This window comes from Arthrobacter sp. Dra40, from assembly GCF_059091905.1.
This window is the reverse complement of sequence record NZ_JBNHHB010000117.1, coordinates 1-16,180: the sequence shown is the minus strand read 5'-3', so window position 1 is coordinate 16,180 and position 16,180 is coordinate 1. Positions and strand designations below refer to the sequence as shown.

General features: G+C 68.1%; 16 protein-coding genes and 1 pseudogene. 8 read left to right on the top strand and 9 right to left on the bottom strand.

What is annotated here, in order from left to right; all coding sequences use genetic code 11:
* The 4 genes from AC5RWT_RS26080 to AC5RWT_RS26065 all read left to right on the top strand — a co-directional run.
* The coding region (locus AC5RWT_RS26080) for an LLM class oxidoreductase (RefSeq protein WP_494082722.1) at window positions 1-428 on the top strand (428 nt) is incomplete at its 5' end.
* Window positions 429-666: 238 nt separating this feature from the next.
* Window positions 667-1,269, top strand: coding sequence for a biotin transporter BioY (locus tag AC5RWT_RS26075; protein ID WP_494082721.1), 603 nt, complete (start codon window positions 667-669; stop codon window positions 1,267-1,269).
* 225 nt (window positions 1,270-1,494) lie between these two features.
* The gene (locus AC5RWT_RS26070) at window positions 1,495-2,151 is read left to right on the top strand and encodes a uracil-DNA glycosylase (protein WP_494082720.1); all 657 of its coding nucleotides are present in this window, start codon (window positions 1,495-1,497) and stop codon (window positions 2,149-2,151) included.
* Window positions 2,152-2,182: 31 nt separating this feature from the next.
* Entirely contained in the window at window positions 2,183-2,656 is a 474-nt protein-coding gene (locus tag AC5RWT_RS26065; RefSeq protein WP_494082719.1) for a DUF1990 family protein, read from the top strand.
* A 114-nt stretch (window positions 2,657-2,770) separates the two neighbouring features.
* Here AC5RWT_RS26065 and AC5RWT_RS26060 read toward each other — a convergent pair whose 3' ends face one another.
* Genes AC5RWT_RS26060 through AC5RWT_RS26050 form a run of 3 tightly spaced genes read right to left on the bottom strand, consistent with a single transcriptional unit; the run spans window position 2,771 to window position 5,449 of the window.
* Window positions 2,771-3,961 (bottom strand): acetyl-CoA acetyltransferase, encoded by a 1,191-nt coding sequence (locus AC5RWT_RS26060; protein ID WP_494082718.1) that lies wholly within the window; start codon window positions 3,959-3,961, stop codon window positions 2,771-2,773.
* A complete protein-coding gene (locus AC5RWT_RS26055; RefSeq protein ID WP_494082717.1) occupies window positions 3,958-4,707 on the bottom strand; it encodes a CoA transferase subunit B in 750 nt (249 codons plus the stop codon). Before AC5RWT_RS26055 ends, AC5RWT_RS26060 begins: the two co-directional genes overlap by 4 nt.
* 25 nt (window positions 4,708-4,732) lie before the next feature.
* Entirely contained in the window at window positions 4,733-5,449 is a 717-nt protein-coding gene (locus AC5RWT_RS26050; protein ID WP_494082716.1) for a CoA transferase subunit A, read from the bottom strand.
* A gap of 239 nt (window positions 5,450-5,688) precedes the next feature.
* Between AC5RWT_RS26050 and AC5RWT_RS26045 the strand changes: the two genes are divergently transcribed.
* The 3 genes and pseudogenes from AC5RWT_RS26045 (at window position 5,689) to AC5RWT_RS26035 (ending at window position 7,349) form a co-directional block, all read left to right on the top strand.
* Window positions 5,689-6,480 (top strand): IclR family transcriptional regulator, encoded by a 792-nt coding sequence (locus tag AC5RWT_RS26045; protein ID WP_494082715.1) that lies wholly within the window; start codon window positions 5,689-5,691, stop codon window positions 6,478-6,480.
* Between the two features lie 92 nt (window positions 6,481-6,572).
* Window positions 6,573-6,674, top strand: a pseudogene (locus tag AC5RWT_RS26040) (hypothetical protein); the annotation flags it as partial.
* On the top strand, window positions 6,672-7,349 hold the full coding sequence (locus AC5RWT_RS26035; RefSeq protein WP_494082723.1) for a Gfo/Idh/MocA family protein: 678 nt from the start codon (window positions 6,672-6,674) through the stop codon (window positions 7,347-7,349). The pseudogene AC5RWT_RS26040 and the gene AC5RWT_RS26035, both read left to right, overlap by 3 nt.
* A gap of 93 nt (window positions 7,350-7,442) precedes the next feature.
* On the opposite strand, the gene AC5RWT_RS26030 is transcribed toward AC5RWT_RS26035, so the two are convergent.
* The 3 genes from AC5RWT_RS26030 to AC5RWT_RS26020 form a co-directional block, all read right to left on the bottom strand.
* Window positions 7,443-8,084, bottom strand: coding sequence for a trimeric intracellular cation channel family protein (locus AC5RWT_RS26030; protein WP_494082714.1), 642 nt, complete (start codon window positions 8,082-8,084; stop codon window positions 7,443-7,445).
* Between the two features lie 91 nt (window positions 8,085-8,175).
* The gene (locus tag AC5RWT_RS26025; protein WP_494082713.1) at window positions 8,176-8,832 is read right to left on the bottom strand and encodes a response regulator; all 657 of its coding nucleotides are present in this window, start codon (window positions 8,830-8,832) and stop codon (window positions 8,176-8,178) included.
* Window positions 8,825-10,726 carry a sensor histidine kinase gene (locus AC5RWT_RS26020; protein ID WP_494082712.1) on the bottom strand — a complete coding sequence of 634 codons (1,902 nt, stop codon included), beginning with the start codon at window positions 10,724-10,726 and terminating at the stop codon, window positions 8,825-8,827. The genes AC5RWT_RS26025 and AC5RWT_RS26020 overlap by 8 nt, the downstream gene beginning before the upstream one ends.
* 158 nt (window positions 10,727-10,884) lie before the next feature.
* On the opposite strand from AC5RWT_RS26020, the gene AC5RWT_RS26015 reads away from it, so the two are divergent.
* Window positions 10,885-12,390 (top strand): CitMHS family transporter, encoded by a 1,506-nt coding sequence (locus AC5RWT_RS26015; protein ID WP_494082711.1) that lies wholly within the window; start codon window positions 10,885-10,887, stop codon window positions 12,388-12,390.
* Between the two features lie 124 nt (window positions 12,391-12,514).
* Here the strand turns inward: AC5RWT_RS26015 and AC5RWT_RS26010 are convergent, their stop codons facing one another.
* The 3 genes from AC5RWT_RS26010 to AC5RWT_RS26000 form a co-directional block, all read right to left on the bottom strand.
* On the bottom strand, window positions 12,515-13,483 hold the full coding sequence (locus AC5RWT_RS26010) for an AEC family transporter (protein WP_494082710.1): 969 nt from the start codon (window positions 13,481-13,483) through the stop codon (window positions 12,515-12,517).
* Between the two features lie 120 nt (window positions 13,484-13,603).
* Window positions 13,604-14,932: an enolase C-terminal domain-like protein gene (locus AC5RWT_RS26005; RefSeq protein WP_494082709.1), complete on the bottom strand. Its 1,329-nt coding sequence runs from the start codon at window positions 14,930-14,932 to the stop codon at window positions 13,604-13,606.
* A 4-nt stretch (window positions 14,933-14,936) separates the two neighbouring features.
* The coding region (locus AC5RWT_RS26000) for an aldehyde dehydrogenase (NADP(+)) (protein ID WP_494082708.1) at window positions 14,937-16,180 on the bottom strand (1,244 nt) is incomplete at its 5' end.

The following is a 16,180-nucleotide window of genomic DNA, read 5'->3' as shown; positions in this document are numbered from 1 at the left end:
CGCACTTCGCACCGAACGCCCTGCAGGATGCCGTGGCCGTCTACCGCCGCGAGTTCCAGCCCTCGGAGCAGCTGGCCGAACCGTACGTGATCGCCGGTGTGAACGCCATCGCAGCGGACACCAACGAGGAGGCGCAGGAGCAGTTCCGGGTTGTCCGGCGCAGCCGTGTCTCGCTGCTGTTCGGCCGCGACCGGACATTCACCGACGAGGAAGCCGACCTCATCCTTGACTCGCCGCAAGGCCAGCACGTGGAACAGATGGTCAGGTATTCGGCCGTCGGCACACCCGAAGCCGTGGCCGAGTACCTGGAAGGCTTCGCCAAGCACGCCGACGCCGATGAGCTGATCGTGGCGTTCCAGGCGCCGACGGTGGCCCAGCGGCTGTGCTCGCTGGAGCTGACAGCCCAAGCCGCAGGGCTGGCCGCCTGACCTCCGCTGAGCCGTTTGCCGGTCGCCTAAGCTCCGCCACAAAGCCGGCTGCCAGAGCTCCGCAGCCAATGGTCCGAGGCTGACTGGCCGCGCTGAAGCAGGAGCCAGTCAGGTGCAGCGTTTTGGTACTGCGTAATCAATGCAATAAAGCACGACGTTGCCGGGGGGCTGCCGGTACAGTGGTGCCAGAGTCGGGTCCGCAGTTTTCGCAGGGAGATACCCCCGAGAAGGAGCAATCATGAGTTCAGCAGCCGTCGTGCGCCAGGGTGTTTTGGCCGATGCCCTCGTTCCCAGCACAGCACTGGTCAACACCGCACTGGTCGTCGGCGGCGCCGGCCTGACCGCTGTGATGGCGCAACTGGCCGTGCCGCTGTGGCCGGTCCCCATCACCGGGCAGACCCTGGCCGTGCTGCTGGTCGGCAGCACCTTGGGTCCGGTCCGTGGCATGCTGTCCATGGCACTGTACTGGGTGGCCGGTGTGGCAGGCATGCCGGTCTTCTCGGACGCGTCCTCCGGTCTCGCTGCTGCCGTTGGCCCCACCGGCGGCTACCTGGTAGGTTTCATCGCCGCCGCGGGCCTGACCGGGTGGCTGGCCAAGCGCAACTGGGACAAGAAGTTCCTGGGCGCCACTGTTTCGTTCTTCGCCGGCACCGTGATCACCTTCGTCTTCGGCATGATCTGGCTGTCCATCTCGCTGGGCGCCGACTTGCAGCAGACGCTCGAGTGGGGCCTGTACCCCTTCATCATGGGCGGCATCGTCAAGTCCCTGATCGCCGCAGCCGCCATGCCGGCGGCGTGGAAGCTGGCCGCCCGCCTGCCCAAGGATTCCTCCCGCGCCTAGCGGGTGGGCGCAGAGGATCCTCCGCCGAACTGTAATCCGGAAACGGCCACTTGGCGATGAGCCTGGCACTGCGGGCCTGAAGGCGGCACGCCCCGCCATTGCAGGCGCTGACAACTGAAGACGACGACGCCGGTGCCCGCGGGGATTTGTTCCTCGCCGAGGTGCCGGCGTCGTTGCGGGTTGGGGTTTCCGTCTTCTGTCCGGCAGATCGTATACGTTGGGATCGTGACGCAGCAGGGGATCAGGGACTTCGTGGGACGGCTGGGGGAGTTCGAGACCGGGCCGTCGAGTCGCAACTTCTTCTCCACGGAGTTGCCAGAGAACGCGGCCCGCAGGCATAACCTCACCCGCTACTTTGAGCAAATGCTGGAACGCCGGCCCACTGTCCTGCTGGTGGGGGAGGCCCCGGGCTACCGCGGCATGACCGTTACCGGCGTCCCGTTTACCAACAAGGCGCTGATCTCCGGCCACGGCCCCTTCGGCATGTTCGGCCCGGACAACGGATACGCTATGCCCCCGGAGGTGCTGACCGTGCCGGCCGAGCCCACCGCCACGGTGATGTGGAACGTGCTGGCCGACCTGGACTTCCTGCCGCTGCTCTGGAGCGCCTATCCGTTTCATCCGCACCAGCCCGGGCGTCCGCGGTCCAACCGCACACCGTCGGCGCCGGAGATCGCGGCCGGTACGCTTTTCTGGCAGGACCTGGCCCGGCTGTTCGGCATCGACTCCGTCGTCGCAGTGGGGAACATCGGGCACCGAAGCGTAACCGCCAGCGGGCTGCAAATGCCCAAGATCCGTCACCCTGCCCACGGCGGCAAGGAACTTTTCCGGCAAGGCCTTAAGGACCTGCTGGATGCCGGCGTCATTTGGAGGAACCAATGACCTTGCGTTGTTGCGGCCCCGGAGGCGCGGAATGACCAGTCCCCAGCTTCCAGCCTGGCCGCCGTCCCACCCCGCGTTCCGCCGCTCGGAAGTTTCAACCGTTTTGGGTAGCGGCGATGACCTGTGGGAACGGGCCACCAGGGAGGTGCTGCGCTGGAAAGTGAAAACCGCGAGCGGATTCACGGTGGACTCAACGGGACCGGTGCGCGAAGGCGCCCGGATCCTCATCACGGCCAGCCTGCTCGGTGTGAGAATCGTCGAGCCGGTCGAAGTCGTGGCAGTTGTCGAAACCGCCGGCCGGGTTGGATTCGCCTACCGCACCCGGCCGGGCCATCCCGTCAAGGGTGAGGAAGCGTTCATCGTGCACCGCGACGGCGAGGACGTGCAGTTCACGGTGCGCTCGCTGACCCGAGCAGCGCCGCAACAGCCGTGGCGGACTCTCTACCCGCTGCTTCTGATGGCGCAGGGCATTGCCCGCAGGCGGTACCTGCGTGCGCTGCGATAGATAAAGCGGTCGCCCTGGGTTGCACCAAAAACGACCGTACCGATCCGGCCCCCGGACATTCCGGAGGGGGCCGGATCGGTGCGGTCGATGGATGGTGGACTGCGTCGCGGGGGGCTAGACGGCTTCGAGCACGCTGACGTAGTTGGCGATGGCCAGACCGCCCATGTTGTGCACGGCGGCGCGGCTGGCACCGGGCAGTTGCATGTCCCCTGCGGTGCCGGACAGTTGCATGGCCGTCACCACATGTTGCGAGACACCGGTGGCGCCGACGGGGTGGCCTTTGGCCTTCAGCCCGCCGGACAGGTTCACCGGCAGTTTGCCGCCGCGGTACACCATGCCCTCCTCGATGGCCCGGCGGCCCTCGCCGGCAGCGGTGAGTCCCATGACCTCGTACATGATCAGCTCGGCGATGGTGAAGCAGTCGTGTACCTCCGCCAAGTCCAGGTCCTCCAATGAAACTCCGGCCATCGCGAGGGCGCGCTGCCAGGCGGCGCGGCTGCCCGCGAAGGCGGTGGGGTCGCGCTTTTCGGCCGGCATGAAGTCATTCGCGTGGCCGAACCCGGCCAGCCGAACCGCAGCAGCAGCGGCACCGGAACGCGGCGCTTCCGTACTGAGCACTACCGCCGCGGCGCCGTCCGAGACCGGCGAGCAGTCGGTGCGGCGCAGCGGCTCGGCAACCACCGGGTTCTTGTCCGAGACAGTCCGGCAGAACTCCTCGCCCAGGTCTTTGCGCAGTTGCGCGTAGGGATTGGCCACGCCGTTGCGGTGGTTCTTCGCCGCGATTGAACCAAGCACGTCGCCTACTTCGCCGTAGCGCTTCACATAGTGCCTTGCGGTTTCGGCGAACAGGCCGGCAAATCCGGTGGAGCTTGGCTTGCCGGCGGCTTCGTAGTCAGCGCCCAGCAGGGCTGCACCCACGACGTCCGCACCGGCGTGCGTCATTTTCTCCGCGCCGATCACCAGCACGTTGCGCGCGGTGCCGGCCAACAGCGACTTGGCGCCCTGCTGCACGGCGGCCGAGCCGGACGCGCAGGCGTTTTCCACCCGCGTGGCCGGCACGTTCGCCAGGTCATCGGAGACCTGCAGCGCCAATGAGGAGGCGAAGCCCAGCGGCACCATGCCGGAGTTGAACTGGCCCAGGTAGATCTCGTCGATCTCTCCCGGCTCCAGGCCCGCGTTGGCGATGGCGTCCCGGGCCACCGTGACGATCAGCGACTCCAGCGTTTCGTCGGCCAACTTCCCGAAGGGCGTGTGCCCCCAGCCGGCGAGCAGGATGTCCTTCCCGAACTGATCCTTCAGGCTCATCGGTGCGTTCCTTCCAAGGCTGTCTCCCGTGTTGCGTCGGTCGAGGCTGTCGCTGCCCCGGCGGATCCGTCCAGCCCGGCCCCGGCCATCCCATCCAGCCCGGGCGCCACGGCGAAGTCCGGCTCGGTCTTCTCCCGAATCTCGGCCACGGTGACCCCCGGCGCGAGGCGGACCAGTTGCAGCGAGGGGGCACCGCCGTCGTCGTTGATATCGAAGACGGCGAGGTCCGTAATGATCCGGTCCACCACCCTCACCCCGGTCAGCGGCAGCGTGCATTCGTTGACGATCTTGGGGGTGCCGTCCTTGGCCACGTGCTCGGTCAGCACCACCACGTGCGGGGTGCCGGCCACCAGGTCCATCGCGCCGCCCATGCCCTTGACCATCTTGCCCGGGATGGTCCAGTTGGCCAGGTCGCCGGTGGCGGAGACCTGCATGGCACCCAGCACCGCGATCTTCACGTGGCCGCCGCGGATCATTCCGAAACTGGTGGCCGAGTCGAAGATGGAACCGCCCGGCAGCACCGTCACGGTCTGTTTGCCGGCGTTGATCAGGTCCGCGTCCTCATCGCCCTCGTATGGAAACGGGCCCATGCCCAGCAACCCGTTTTCGCTCTGCAGCACCACCCGCACGCCGTCGGGCAGGTTGTTGGCCACCAGCGTGGGAATGCCGATGCCGAGGTTGACGTAGTCGCCGTCGTTCAGTTCTGCAGCGGCGATGGCCGCCATCTCGTCTCGTGTCCAGGCCATGGTTCTCTCCTTCAGGGGGTTGTCTTCAGGCGCCGACGACGGCGGGGCGGGGGCGGACGGTGCGCTGTTCGATGTCCTTGACGCGGTCGGACGCCTGCACGAGGCGCTGGACGTACACGCCCGGGGTGACGATGTGGTTGGGGTCCAGCTGGCCCGGCTCCACGATCACCTCTGCCTCCGCGATGGTGACGCGGCCGGCGGTGGCCACGACCGGGTTGAAATTCCGCGCGGTGTGGCGGTAGATCAGGTTGCCGTCCGTGTCGGCTGTGTGCGCGTGAACGAGAGCAAGGTCGGCCACAATCCCGCGCTCCTGCACGTAGAGCTCGCTGTCGAACTCCTCGTGCGGTTTGCCCTCGGCGATGACAGTGCCCACGCCGGTCTTGGTGTAGAAGGCGGCAATGCCGGCACCTCCGGCGCGCAGGCGCTCGGCGAGTGTGCCTTGGGGGTTGAATTCAACCTCGAGCGTGCCGGCCAGGAACTGCTGGGCGAAGAGCTTGTTTTCGCCCACGTAGGAGGCCAGCACCTTCCGGACCTGCCCGGCTTCGATCAGCACGCCCAGGCCTTTGCCGTCCACGCCCATGTTGTTGGACACCACCGTGAGGTCCTTGACGCCCGAATCGCGGACGGCGTCGATCAGGTCCGCGGGGATCCCCGAGAGCCCGAAACCTCCCACCGCGATCGTCATGCCGTCATGCAGCACGCCGGCCAGTGCGGCGGCGGGTCCTGCCGTCAGTTTGGACATCTGCTTCCTCCTCATTGAGTGCCGTCCGCAGGCCGCAGGTGCTTGCCTGCTCGGCGGAGTGTCCATGTAGTGGACACGTATTATCCGGAACACTAACGGGCAGCTGCTCCAACCGTCAATGGCACCCCATCTGGCCTGTTCAGAGTATGGACAGCACCCGATATGCTGTCCATAATGTGGATAAACTGCTGCCGGCAGCGCCGTGGCTGGGTCCACTCCGTCGCGTAAAGGAGGACGAGATGCCGGAGAAGCAGGTACAGGGGGCCCAGGTGGTCGGCCGGGTGGCCCGGCTGCTGCGGATTGTCGGCCGGGCGCCGGAGAGCGGAGCGGCACTCGGCGACATTGTTCAGGCGTCGGGCCTGACGCGGCCCACTGTCTACCGGCTGCTGAACTCGTTGGCCGCCGAGGGCCTGCTGGACCAGCAGGCCGGGACCGGAACCTGGCATCTGGGCCCGGAGCTTTACGTGCTGGGGTCGGTGGCGGCCAGCCGCTTCGCGATCGAGGACCTGGCCCGGCCGTGCCTGCAGCGGCTGGCGGACGAGACCGGCGAGAGCGCGTTCCTCTCCATCCGGAGGGGCGACGAGACGGTCTGCCTGGTCCGGGAGGAGGGCAGCTTCCCGGTGCGCTCCTTCGTGCTGCACGAGGGGGTTCGTTTCCCGTTGGGCATCGCCTCGGCGGGGCTGGCCATCATGGCCTTTTTGGAGCCGGCGGAAATTGACCGGTTGCTTGACGACGGCGGTGCCCGGGTGGAGCGCTTCGGCCCGGCCCATGCGCCGGAGAAGATCCGAGCCAACCTCGCCGAGACCCGGGAGCGCGGCTACACCGTCAATCCCGGGCTGATCCTGGAAGGCAGCTGGGGGATGGGTGCCGCAGTCTTCGACCGGCAGGGCCAACCAGCCTGGGCGCTGTCACTGACCGGCATCGAGCAGCGCTTCCGCCCGGACCGGCAGGAATTTTTGGGCAAGCTGCTGCTGGAAGAAGCCCACAGACTCACGCAGCAACTGCGCGAGCAGCCCCAGTCACGCCGGTAGGCTCAAGGCACCCGGCCCCTCCCGCCGGCACCGAGGCACGCTAGGAGTATCCATGGCCGGACACCGCCCGCTGCGCACCGCTCGCCGAGGCGGCGCTACGCCGCGGCCTGCATGTGGTGGTGGACAAGCCGTTTGTCCCGGTGTCAGCCCAAGGCGAGGCCTTGATCGAAAAGGCGCGGCAGGCCGGCGTCGTGCTTTCGGTGTACCAGAACCGCCGCTGGGATGCGGATTTCCTGACCCTGCAGAAGCTGATCGAGGCCGGCGAGCTGGGGCGGGTGCACACCTTCGAATCACGTTTCGAACGCTGGAAGCCCGAGGGGCTGCGGGCATGGAAAGCGACGGCGGAAGCCTCCGGGGGCGGTGGCATCCTCTTCGATCTCGGCGTGCACCTGATCGACCAAGCGCTCACGCTCTTCGGCCCGGCCGCCACGGTGTACGGGGAGACGGCGCGCCACTCTTCCGCCGCTGGCTCCGCCGACGAGGACGCGTTTGTCTCGCTGCTGCATGCATCGGGAGTGCGCTCGCGGCTATCGATGAACCTGATTTCCGCGCTGCCGGCGCCGCGGTTCCACGTGCTCGGTTCCGCTGCGGCCTTCACCTCCTGGGGGATGGACAGCCAGGAGGCGGCGCTGGCCGCCGGCGCGGTGCCGGGTGGGGACGGTTATGGTCTGGAGCCCGAAGATCGCTGGGGCGTCGTGGGTACGCCGGGCAACACGCGCAAAGTGCCGTCCGAGCGCGGCGCCTACCCCGAGTTTTACCGGCAGCTTGCCGCGGCGATCAACGACGGCGCGCCCGTTCCGGTTACGCCGGCGGACGCCCTTGACGCTATCCGCATCATCGAGGTCATCCACCGGCAAAACGGGGCCTGAGGGCGGCAACAAGCCTCTGAACCCTGCCCAGCCGGTGGCGCCAGGCAACAAGGCAGCCCGGATGCAGTATCCGTGCCGGCACAGAATCTCCCGTCAGTCGCCGTTCAGGCCCGTGTACCGTGCCGGCGCGGCATGCGGAATGTGCCAGCCGTAGTGCAGGGAGACGATGCGGAGCCCGAAGACCACGGCGGCCACGACGACGGCGGCCGCCGTTCCGTAGATGCCGGCGTACCACAGGACCACAACCAGCGCGGAACCCAGCACGGCCGGCACAGCGTACAAATCGTCAGGGCTGAAAAGTTGCGGTACCCGGTTCGCGACGACGTCGCGCAGCATCCCGCCGCCTACTGCCGTGGTCAGGCCCAGCAGCGCCGACGCAACAGGGTTCATGCCCATGCTCAGGGCCTTGACCGTTCCGGTGATGCAGAACAGGGCGAGCCCGCCGGCGTCGAAGATCAGCAGCGGGCGTTGGAACCGTTCCACGCTGCGAAACAGGAAGAAGACCACGACGGCGGCCACGACAGGGGGGACGAAGTACAGCGGATTATTGAAAGCGCTGGGGACGGTGCCCAGGATCAAATCACGAATGACTCCGCCGCCCAAACCTGCCAGCGAACCAAGGAACACGGAGCCGATAATGTCGAACCTCCGGCGGGCCGCCAACAGGCACCCGGACATGGCAAAAAAGAAGGTGCCGAAAAGATCCAGTACCAAGCCAACGGTCATGCCTGCCATCCAATCATTGCTGCCCCTGTTCCTGTGCTTGCCCCCGCTGCGCCGCCAATCTGCTGACCGGCGGTGCCCCGGCCGATTCCCGTCTGCTGCATCAGCCTGCGAGGCCGTAACGGTGCTCGGGCCGCCCCGTGCTGCCGTAGCGCAAATGGATTTCGACGGCGCCGTCGTCCGCCAAAGCAGACAGGTACCGCTGGGCGGTGGCACGGGAGATGCCGACCGTCTGCGCCACTTCCGCCGCCGACCGCTGCAGCCCGGGTGACAGCGACTCCAGCACGGCGGCTTCGGTGGCTGACCGGGTCCGGGCCGCCACGGCCGCCTCGGCTGGATGCAGGGCATGCAGCGCGCGGTCCACCGTGTCCTGGTCTACCGCCGGCTGCTCAGCCAAGAGACGGCGGTAGCGCGCATAGGCACGCAGTTTTCTCGCCAACTGCTCCGACGTGAACGGCTTGATCAGGTAACCCAGCGCGCCGCGGCGCAGCGCTTTGCGGATGGACGCAGCGTCCGCTGCTGCGGTCAGCATGATTGTGTCCACGTCCACTTTCCGCAGCAGGTCCAGTCCCAAGGCATCGGGAAGATACACGTCCAGCAGCATCAGGTCAGGTGCCTGGCCGTGAGCCGAGCGCAGCGCCTGCTCGGCACTTCCGACCGGCGACAGCGCACTGAACCCGGGGACGGAATCAACGTATCCGGCATGCAGACGCCCCACGTGAAAATCGTCGTCGACAATCAGCACCTGCAGGTCAGTCATGGTTTCCTCCCGATGGCACAGGTTCGACGGTGCCCGGTAGCCTCGCGCAGAACACGGCGCCGGGACCGGAGGGGGTTCCAGGATCCGCCACCCAGACATCCCCGCCGCGGCGCCGGGCCAGCCGGCGGCTCAACGACAGCCCGAAGCCCTGGCCGTGGATGCCGGGCAGCTCGTTCGGGTCAGGCTCGGTCAGGGTCCCGCCGTGCGGCCGGTCCGGCCTTGCCCCGGTGGGCCCATGCGGCGATCCGGCGGCCGCGGTGGAAAAGCCCTCCGCGAAAATCCGCTCGAAGCCGTCCCCGCCGTCGACACCCGCGCTTTTATTGAGGAATCCAGCCAGCCCGTCCCCGGAATCTGCCACCACCAGATGCAGCGTTCCGCCGTCTTCCGTCAACTCGTCCATGACCTCTACTTCCACCCAACGGTCCGGGTTGCTCCCGAGCACGGCCGCCCGGACGGCGTTGTCCACCAGGTTTCCGATCACCGTGGTGACATCCTGCGGGTCGGTGACCCGGCCCCGCACCAGCGTCTCAGGACCCACCCGGAGCACCACGCCGCGCTCGGCTGCCTCCATGCTCTTGGCTCCGATGAAAGCCTGCAGGTAGGCGTCCTGCAGCAGGTCGGCCTGTTCGGCCGGGTAGTTCAGCGGCCCGGTCTGCATGATCGACGTGAGGTATTCATGGGCGCGGTCCGGGTGCCCGGTGGCGAGCAGGCCGGAAATCGTGTGCAGCCGGTTCGCAAATTCGTGACGCTGAGCCCGCAGCGCGGTGCTCAGCGCGCCGACGGCGTCCAGCTGGCGGGTCAGCGACTGGACGGCTGTGCGGTCACGCAGCATGATCACCCAGCCAAGTTCGGGAGCACGCGGAACGACGACGTCGGTGCCCGTCCCGGGGCGATAGCCGCGCCTTCCCGGGGTACGGCTGGCCTGGACCTCCCGGGCGGAAAGGATCAGCACGCGGGAACCAACCACCAGCTCCACCGTGGGTGACTGGGGATCGGCGGCGTCCAGCAGCCGGGCCAAGGTGTCGGGCAAACCGGCGCCCACACGTTCGACGTCCGGGATTCCGTCGAGGGGACGGCCCACCAGGCCGGCATCGATGGCGAGGCCCAGCAGCCGCTTGGCCTCGCGGTTGAAGACGGTGATCCTGCGGTCTGCGGAAACACCAATAACGCCCTCGTCGACGCCGCGCAGCACCGCCTCCTGGTCCTGCGTCAGCGCGGCAATCTCCTCGGGTTCCAGCCCGAGCGTGAGCCGCTTCAACCGGCGGCCCAGCAGCAGCGAGGCGACCGAGCCCAGCACCAGGGCTCCGGCCGTGGTTGCGGCTATGGGCAGCATGTTGCCGGCCAAAGACTGCAGGACGTCCTGGCTGGAGAACCCCACGCTGACCTCGCCTACCACGGCCCGTGAATCGGGTGCGTACACCGGGACCTTGGCCCGGGCAGAGTGGCCCAGCGTGCCTTGTTCCTGCACAGTGACCTCGCGGCCGGCCAGTGCCTCGGACGGGTCGGTGCTGACCATGCGGCCCAGCACGGCCGGATTGGGGTGCGCCAGCCGCAGGCCGGTGTCATCGGTGATCACCACGAACAGGGCATCGGTCCGCAGCCGGACGTCCTCGGCCAGTGCTTGGAGCGGTCCGTTCGCCAGCGCCTTTGCGGAAAGCCGGTCAGGCCCGGCGTCGGCCAGTGCAGCGGTCTCCACGCGGACATCGCCGGCAGCCGCGACGGTCCGTGCCACCGCCAGGGCCTGGCGTTCGGCATCTTCGCCCAGCCGCTGGTAGGTCAGCCAGCCCAAAACGCCGGCGGAGAGCAGCAGCACCAAGGCCACAACTGCCAGCTGAAGGAACAGCATGCGGGCCGAGAACCCCATCCGGGGCCGGCGGCTGCCCCCGTTCTCCATGGTGCCTCCCGGGTACAGCCCTGAGTTTGAGCTAAATGAGCAAAACGTTCGCAATAAGCAGTATGCACCTGAAGTGGGCTAAACCGCCATCCGTGATCCGGACCACCCTAAAGTCTGTAGGGCCGGTCACACCGGCTGCGTTAAACAAAGGAGTTGCTGTGCTGGTTTTTCTCGGCTTCGCGATGATCGCGGTCTTCATGGCGCTGATCATGACCAAAAAACTGACGCCCGTCCTGGCCCTGATCATTGTGCCGACTGTTTTCGGCCTGTTTGCCGGAGCCGGCCTGGGCCTGGGCGACATGATCCTCGAGTCGATGAAGTCGTTGACATCCACAGCGGCGCTGCTGATGTTCGCCATCATCTTCTTCGGCCTGATGATCGACGTCGGACTGTTCGACCCGCTGGTGCGTTTCATCCTGCGCACCTTGGGCAATGACCCGGCCAAGGTGGTGCTGGGCACCGCGGTGCTGGCCGCGGTCGTCTCGCTGGACGGCGACGGTTCCACCACCTTCATTCTGACGACGGCGGCCATGCTGCCGATCTACCTGCGGCTGGGCATGAGCCCGGTGGTGCTCACCTGTGTGGCCGGCCTGGCCAACGGCACCATGAACATTGTTCCCTGGGGAGGCCCGACGGCACGCGCTGCCGCGGCCCTGGATGTCTCCCCGACCGATGTCTTTGTCCCGATGATCCCGTCCCTGCTGGCAGGCATCCTTGTGGTGATGGTTTTCGCCTGGACGCTCGGTTTGAGCGAGCGCAAGCGGCTGGCGGGCGGCAACCCGAAGGCCGCCGCCAAGGGCAAGCCCGACCTGTGGGCGGAAGCTGCCCGGAATAACGACGGCGGTGCCGGCACCTCCGGCGGAAAGTCCGGCTTCGGCAGTGGCCGCGGTGGCCGCGGTGCCGGTTCCGGAAAGCCCGTCCCGGGCACCTCGCCGGCTGGCATTGCTCCGGCCGGTGGCTCCGTCGCCGTCTTGGAGGCTGCAGAGGAAACCGCCGGGGGCGGGGCCCTGACCGACTCGGCCCTGGACCCCAACCGGCCCACCCTGCGCCCGCACCTGTTCTGGTTCAACCTGGCCCTGACCGTGGCCGTCATGGTGATCCTGGTGCTGGACGTCGTTCCGCTGGCCTACGTCTTCATGGTGGGCGCCGCCATTGCCTTGGTGGTCAACTTCCCGAACGTCAAGGAACAGGCCAACCAACTGGTTGCGCACAGCAAGAGCATCGTCGCCGTCGTCTCCATGGTGATGGCAGCCGGCGTCCTGACCGGGGTGCTGAACGGCACCGGCATGGTCGACGCCATGGCAGCCTGGTTGGTGGACATCATTCCGGACTCGATGGGCCCGTTCATGGCCGTGATCACCGGCGTGCTCAGCATCCCCATGACCTTCTTCATGAGCAACGATGCCTTCTACTTCGGCGTGCTGCCGGTGTTGAGCGAAACCGCCGCCCACTTCGGCATCGCCCCGGCCGAGATGGCCCGTGCCTCGATCACCGGCCAGCCCGTACACATGCAGAGCCCGCTCGTCCCGGCCATCCTGCTGCTGGTCTCCTTGGCCAGCGTTGAGCTGGGCGACCACCACAAGAAGGTGCTCTGGCGGGCCACGGTCGTGTCCCTGGTGATGCTGGCGGTCGGTGTGCTGCTGGGCGCCATTCCCTGGGGCTGATCACTGCCTTCGACGGCGCATCCGGGCTGGCCCAACCAGCCCGGGTGCGCCGTCGTTTGTGTCGTCGCGGTCAACGCAGCAGCCAGGGGGCCGCGCTCAACCCGGTAGCAGCAAGGGCCCGCGTTCAACCCAGCAGCAGGGCGACCAGCAGGACGGCCGGCAGCGAGAGCAAAGAGCTCAGGAAAATGATGTCCCGGACCAGTGTGGACTGCATCCGGAACTGGCTGGTAAACAGGAAGACGTTCTGGGCGGTGGGCAAGGCAGCCATCACCACGACGCCCAGCAGCGGGACCCCGCCCAGATTGAACACGAAGTGCGCCACCGCCCACGCGATGGCCGGCATCAGGGCCAGCTTCACCACGGAGCCCAGGGCCACATCTGCCCGCAGCGCCCGCTGGGTCAACGGTTTCTGCCCGCGCAGGCTCATGCCGAACAGCATCAGCAGCAGCGGAATGGAGGCGTTGCCGAGCATTTCCACCGGCGTCCAGACCACCTCGGGCAGGTGCAGCCCGGCCACGGAGATGAGCGCGCCGACGGCGGTGGCGACGGTGACTGGATTGAGGATGGATTTCACCACGGTGCGCCACAGCGGGACAGCCGCGGCAGCGCCGCCGTCGTGATGCAAGGGCTTTCCCGCCGCCGCCTTCCGCTGGCACCAGGCGAAGACGGTCAGGTACACGGGCGCGATGATCAGCAGCTGCGCCAGCAGCACCGAGACCACCGGGTCCGCGCTGCCGACGGCGTAGAGGGCGATCGGCACGCCGATGTTCCCGGCGTTGACGTACGTGGCCGCCATGGCGCCGCCCGCCGTCTGTGCTGCCGGGCGGCGCAGCACAAAGCGGCTGAACAGCGCGTAGATTACGCCCGCGAGGGCGGCCGTGATCAACGCGATCGGTGTGTACACGCCGACCACCGACCCGAGGTCCGTGTTCGACAACAGCACCAGCATCAGCGCCGGATTGGTGATGTAGAAGATCACCGGCGTGAGACCGCGCTGCATGTCCGGCGCTTTCTGCGGCACGATGGCCGCGGCGGCAAAGCCCACGGCAACCATCACCAGCACGACGCCGAAGCCGAGCAGCACTCCTTCCACGGGACCTCCTGTAGTCACGGCAAAGTCCGGCCGACCGGAGAACGGTCGACCGGACGCAGAGTCAAACGGTAGAACAGGCACGTCCGCCCGCTCCGCGTGGGCGGAGCGGGCGGACGGGTGTCAGCGGACCAGGCAGGGGCGTTTGGGGTCGAATTCCCAGCCCGGCAGCAGGTACTGCATGGCGATGGCGTCGTCGCGGGCGCCGAGGCCGTGTTCCCGGTAGAGGGCGTTGGCTTCGGCCAGGCGGTCGCGGTCCAGTTCAACCCCGAGGCCGGGGGCCTGCGGTACTTTGATTTCGCCGTCGCGGATCAGCAGCGGTTCCTTGGTCAGGCCCTGGCCGTCCTGCCAGATCCAGTGGGTGTCCAGTGCGGTGATCTCGCCGGGAGCGGCCGCGCCGACCTGGGTGAACATGGCCAGCGAGATGTCGAAGTGGTTGTTCGAGTGCGAGCCCCAGGTCAGTCCGAACTCGTTGCACAGTTGGGCGACGCGGACGGAGCCGGCCATGGTCCAGAAGTGCGGGTCGGCCAGCGGGATGTCGACGGCGTTGGTGCGCACGGCGTGCGCCATTTCGCGCCAGTCGGTGGCGATCATGTTCGTGGCGGTCTGCAGGCCGGTGGCGCGGCGGAACTCGGCCATCACCTCGCGGCCGGAGAACTTGCCTTCGGCGCCGCAGGGGTCCTCGGCGTAGGCGACCACGCCCTGCATGCGTTCGCCCAGCCGGATGGCGTCCTGCAGCAGCCAGCCGCCGTTGGGATCCAGGGTGATCCGGGCGTCCGGGAAGCGTTCCTTGAGTGCGGTCACGGCGTCGACTTCCAGGTCGCCGGCCTGGACGCCGCCCTTGAGCTTGAAGTCCTGGAAGCCGTACCGGGCCTGCGCGGCTTCGGCCAGGCGGACCACGGCCTGCGGCGTCATGGCTTCTTCCCGGCGCACGCGCTCCCAGTCGTCCGCGCCGTCGGGTTCGCGCAGGTACGGCAGGGCGGTGGCGTCCGGGTTGCCGACGTAGAAGAGGTAGCCGAGCATCGGCACCGCTTCGCGCTGCTGGCCGTCGCCGAGCAGCTCTGCCACGGGTACGCCCAGGAACTGGCCGTGCAGGTCCAGCAGCGCCGACTCGATGGCGGTCACCGCGTGCACCGTGGTGCGTAGGTCGAAGGTCTGCAGCCCGCGGCCGCCGGCGTCGCGGTCGGCGAACGCGGCAGCGATTTCACGCAGCAGGCTGCGGAACCGTGCCACCGGACGGCCGGTGACCAGGGCCCCGGCGTCCTCGATGGTGGTGCGGATCTTTTCGCCGCCGGGGACCTCGCCCAGGCCGGTGCGGCCGTCGGAGTCGGTCACGATGACCACGTTGCGGGTGAAGAACGGGCCGTGCGCGCCGGAGAGGTTCAGCAGCATCGAGTCGTGCCCGGCGACCGGGACCACCTCGAGCCGGGCAATGGTGGGTTGGCTGCTCATGCGGTTACTCTCCTGCGCCTTCCATGGTGCCGTCGATGCGGCGGTTCAGCTGCCACGGGTTGTCCTGTTGCAGCGGTGCCGGCAGCAGGGCATCCGGGATGTTCTGGTAGGCCACCGGGCGCAGGAACCGCTCGATCGCCAGCGTGCCCACCGAGGTGGTGCGGGTATCGGAGGTGGCCGGGAAGGGTCCGCCGTGGACCATCGCGTGCCCGACCTCGACGCCGGTCGGCCAGCCGTTGGCCAGGATGCGGCCGGCCTTGCGCTCCAGGACCGGCAGCAGCGCGGCCACGGTGGCGTGGTCCTCCTCGCTCATGTGCAAGGTGGCGGTCAGCTGCCCTTCGAGCCGCTTGGCGGCGGTCACCAGGTCCTCGGTGGAGGTGTATCGCACCAGCAGCGAAGCGGCGCCGAAGATCTCCTGGTGCAGCACGTCATTGGTCAAAAAGGTGCGGACGTCGGTGCCGAAGACTGCCGGGGCGGGGGCGTTCTGCGTGCTGCCTTCCTGGCCGCGGGCCACGAGTTCCACGCCGTCCTGCCGGCCGAGGGTATCAACGCCGGTAATCCAGGAGTCAGCGATGCCGCGGGTCAGCATGGTCTGGCCGGCAGCCGGGGCCATGGCCCGTTCCACGGCGGCCGCGAAGGCGTCACCGGCGTCGCCGGCCGGGACGAAGGCCAGCCCGGGGGCGGTGCAGAGCTGACCGCTGGAACCGGTGACCGAGCCGACGTAGGCCGCGGCCAGGGCGTCCAGGTCGCCGGTGAGGGCGCCGTCGAAGAAGAACACGGGGTTGATGGAGCTCATCTCGGCGTAGACCGGGATCGGTTCGGGCCGGGCCGCGGCAGCGGCGACCAGGGCGGTGCCGCCGGAGCGCGAGCCGGTGAAACCGACGGCCTTGATGGCCGGATCGGCGACCAGCGCCTGGCCGATGCTGGCGCCGGGACCGTAGACCAGGGAGAACACGCCCGGATGCAGGCCGCAGGCGGCCACTGCCTCGGCGATGGCGTGCCCGACGATTTCGCTGGTGCCCGGGTGGGCGTTGTGGGCCTTGAACACCACCGGGCAGCCCGCTGCCAGCGCCGAGGCGGTGTCCCCGCCGGCAGTGGAGAAGGCCAGCGGGAAGTTGCTGGCCCCGAACACGGCAACCGGGCCAACCGGAACCTTGCGCTGGCGGATGTCGGCCCGGGGCATCGGCTGCCGGTCCGGCTGCGCCGGATCGATGCGGACACCGCGGTGGTCGCCCTGGCGGACAACCG

What these genes read in the sequence shown, in the direction of transcription:
- AC5RWT_RS26075 (WP_494082721.1), top strand. Translation starts at nt 667, where the DNA reads ATGAGTTCAGCAGCCGTCGTGCGCCAGGGTGTTTTGGCCGATGCCCTC.
- AC5RWT_RS26030 (WP_494082714.1), bottom strand. Translation starts at nt 8,084, where the DNA reads ATGGCAGGCATGACCGTTGGCTTGGTACTGGATCTTTTCGGCACCTTC.
- AC5RWT_RS26065 (WP_494082719.1), top strand. Translation starts at nt 2,183, where the DNA reads ATGACCAGTCCCCAGCTTCCAGCCTGGCCGCCGTCCCACCCCGCGTTC.
- AC5RWT_RS26055 (WP_494082717.1), bottom strand. Translation starts at nt 4,707, where the DNA reads ATGGCCTGGACACGAGACGAGATGGCGGCCATCGCCGCTGCAGAACTG.
- AC5RWT_RS26020 (WP_494082712.1), bottom strand. Translation starts at nt 10,726, where the DNA reads ATGGAGAACGGGGGCAGCCGCCGGCCCCGGATGGGGTTCTCGGCCCGC.
- AC5RWT_RS26050 (WP_494082716.1), bottom strand. Translation starts at nt 5,449, where the DNA reads ATGTCCAAACTGACGGCAGGACCCGCCGCCGCACTGGCCGGCGTGCTG.
- AC5RWT_RS26025 (WP_494082713.1), bottom strand. Translation starts at nt 8,832, where the DNA reads ATGACTGACCTGCAGGTGCTGATTGTCGACGACGATTTTCACGTGGGG.
- AC5RWT_RS26045 (WP_494082715.1), top strand. Translation starts at nt 5,689, where the DNA reads ATGCCGGAGAAGCAGGTACAGGGGGCCCAGGTGGTCGGCCGGGTGGCC.
- AC5RWT_RS26005 (WP_494082709.1), bottom strand. Translation starts at nt 14,932, where the DNA reads ATGAGCAGCCAACCCACCATTGCCCGGCTCGAGGTGGTCCCGGTCGCC.
- AC5RWT_RS26060 (WP_494082718.1), bottom strand. Translation starts at nt 3,961, where the DNA reads ATGAGCCTGAAGGATCAGTTCGGGAAGGACATCCTGCTCGCCGGCTGG.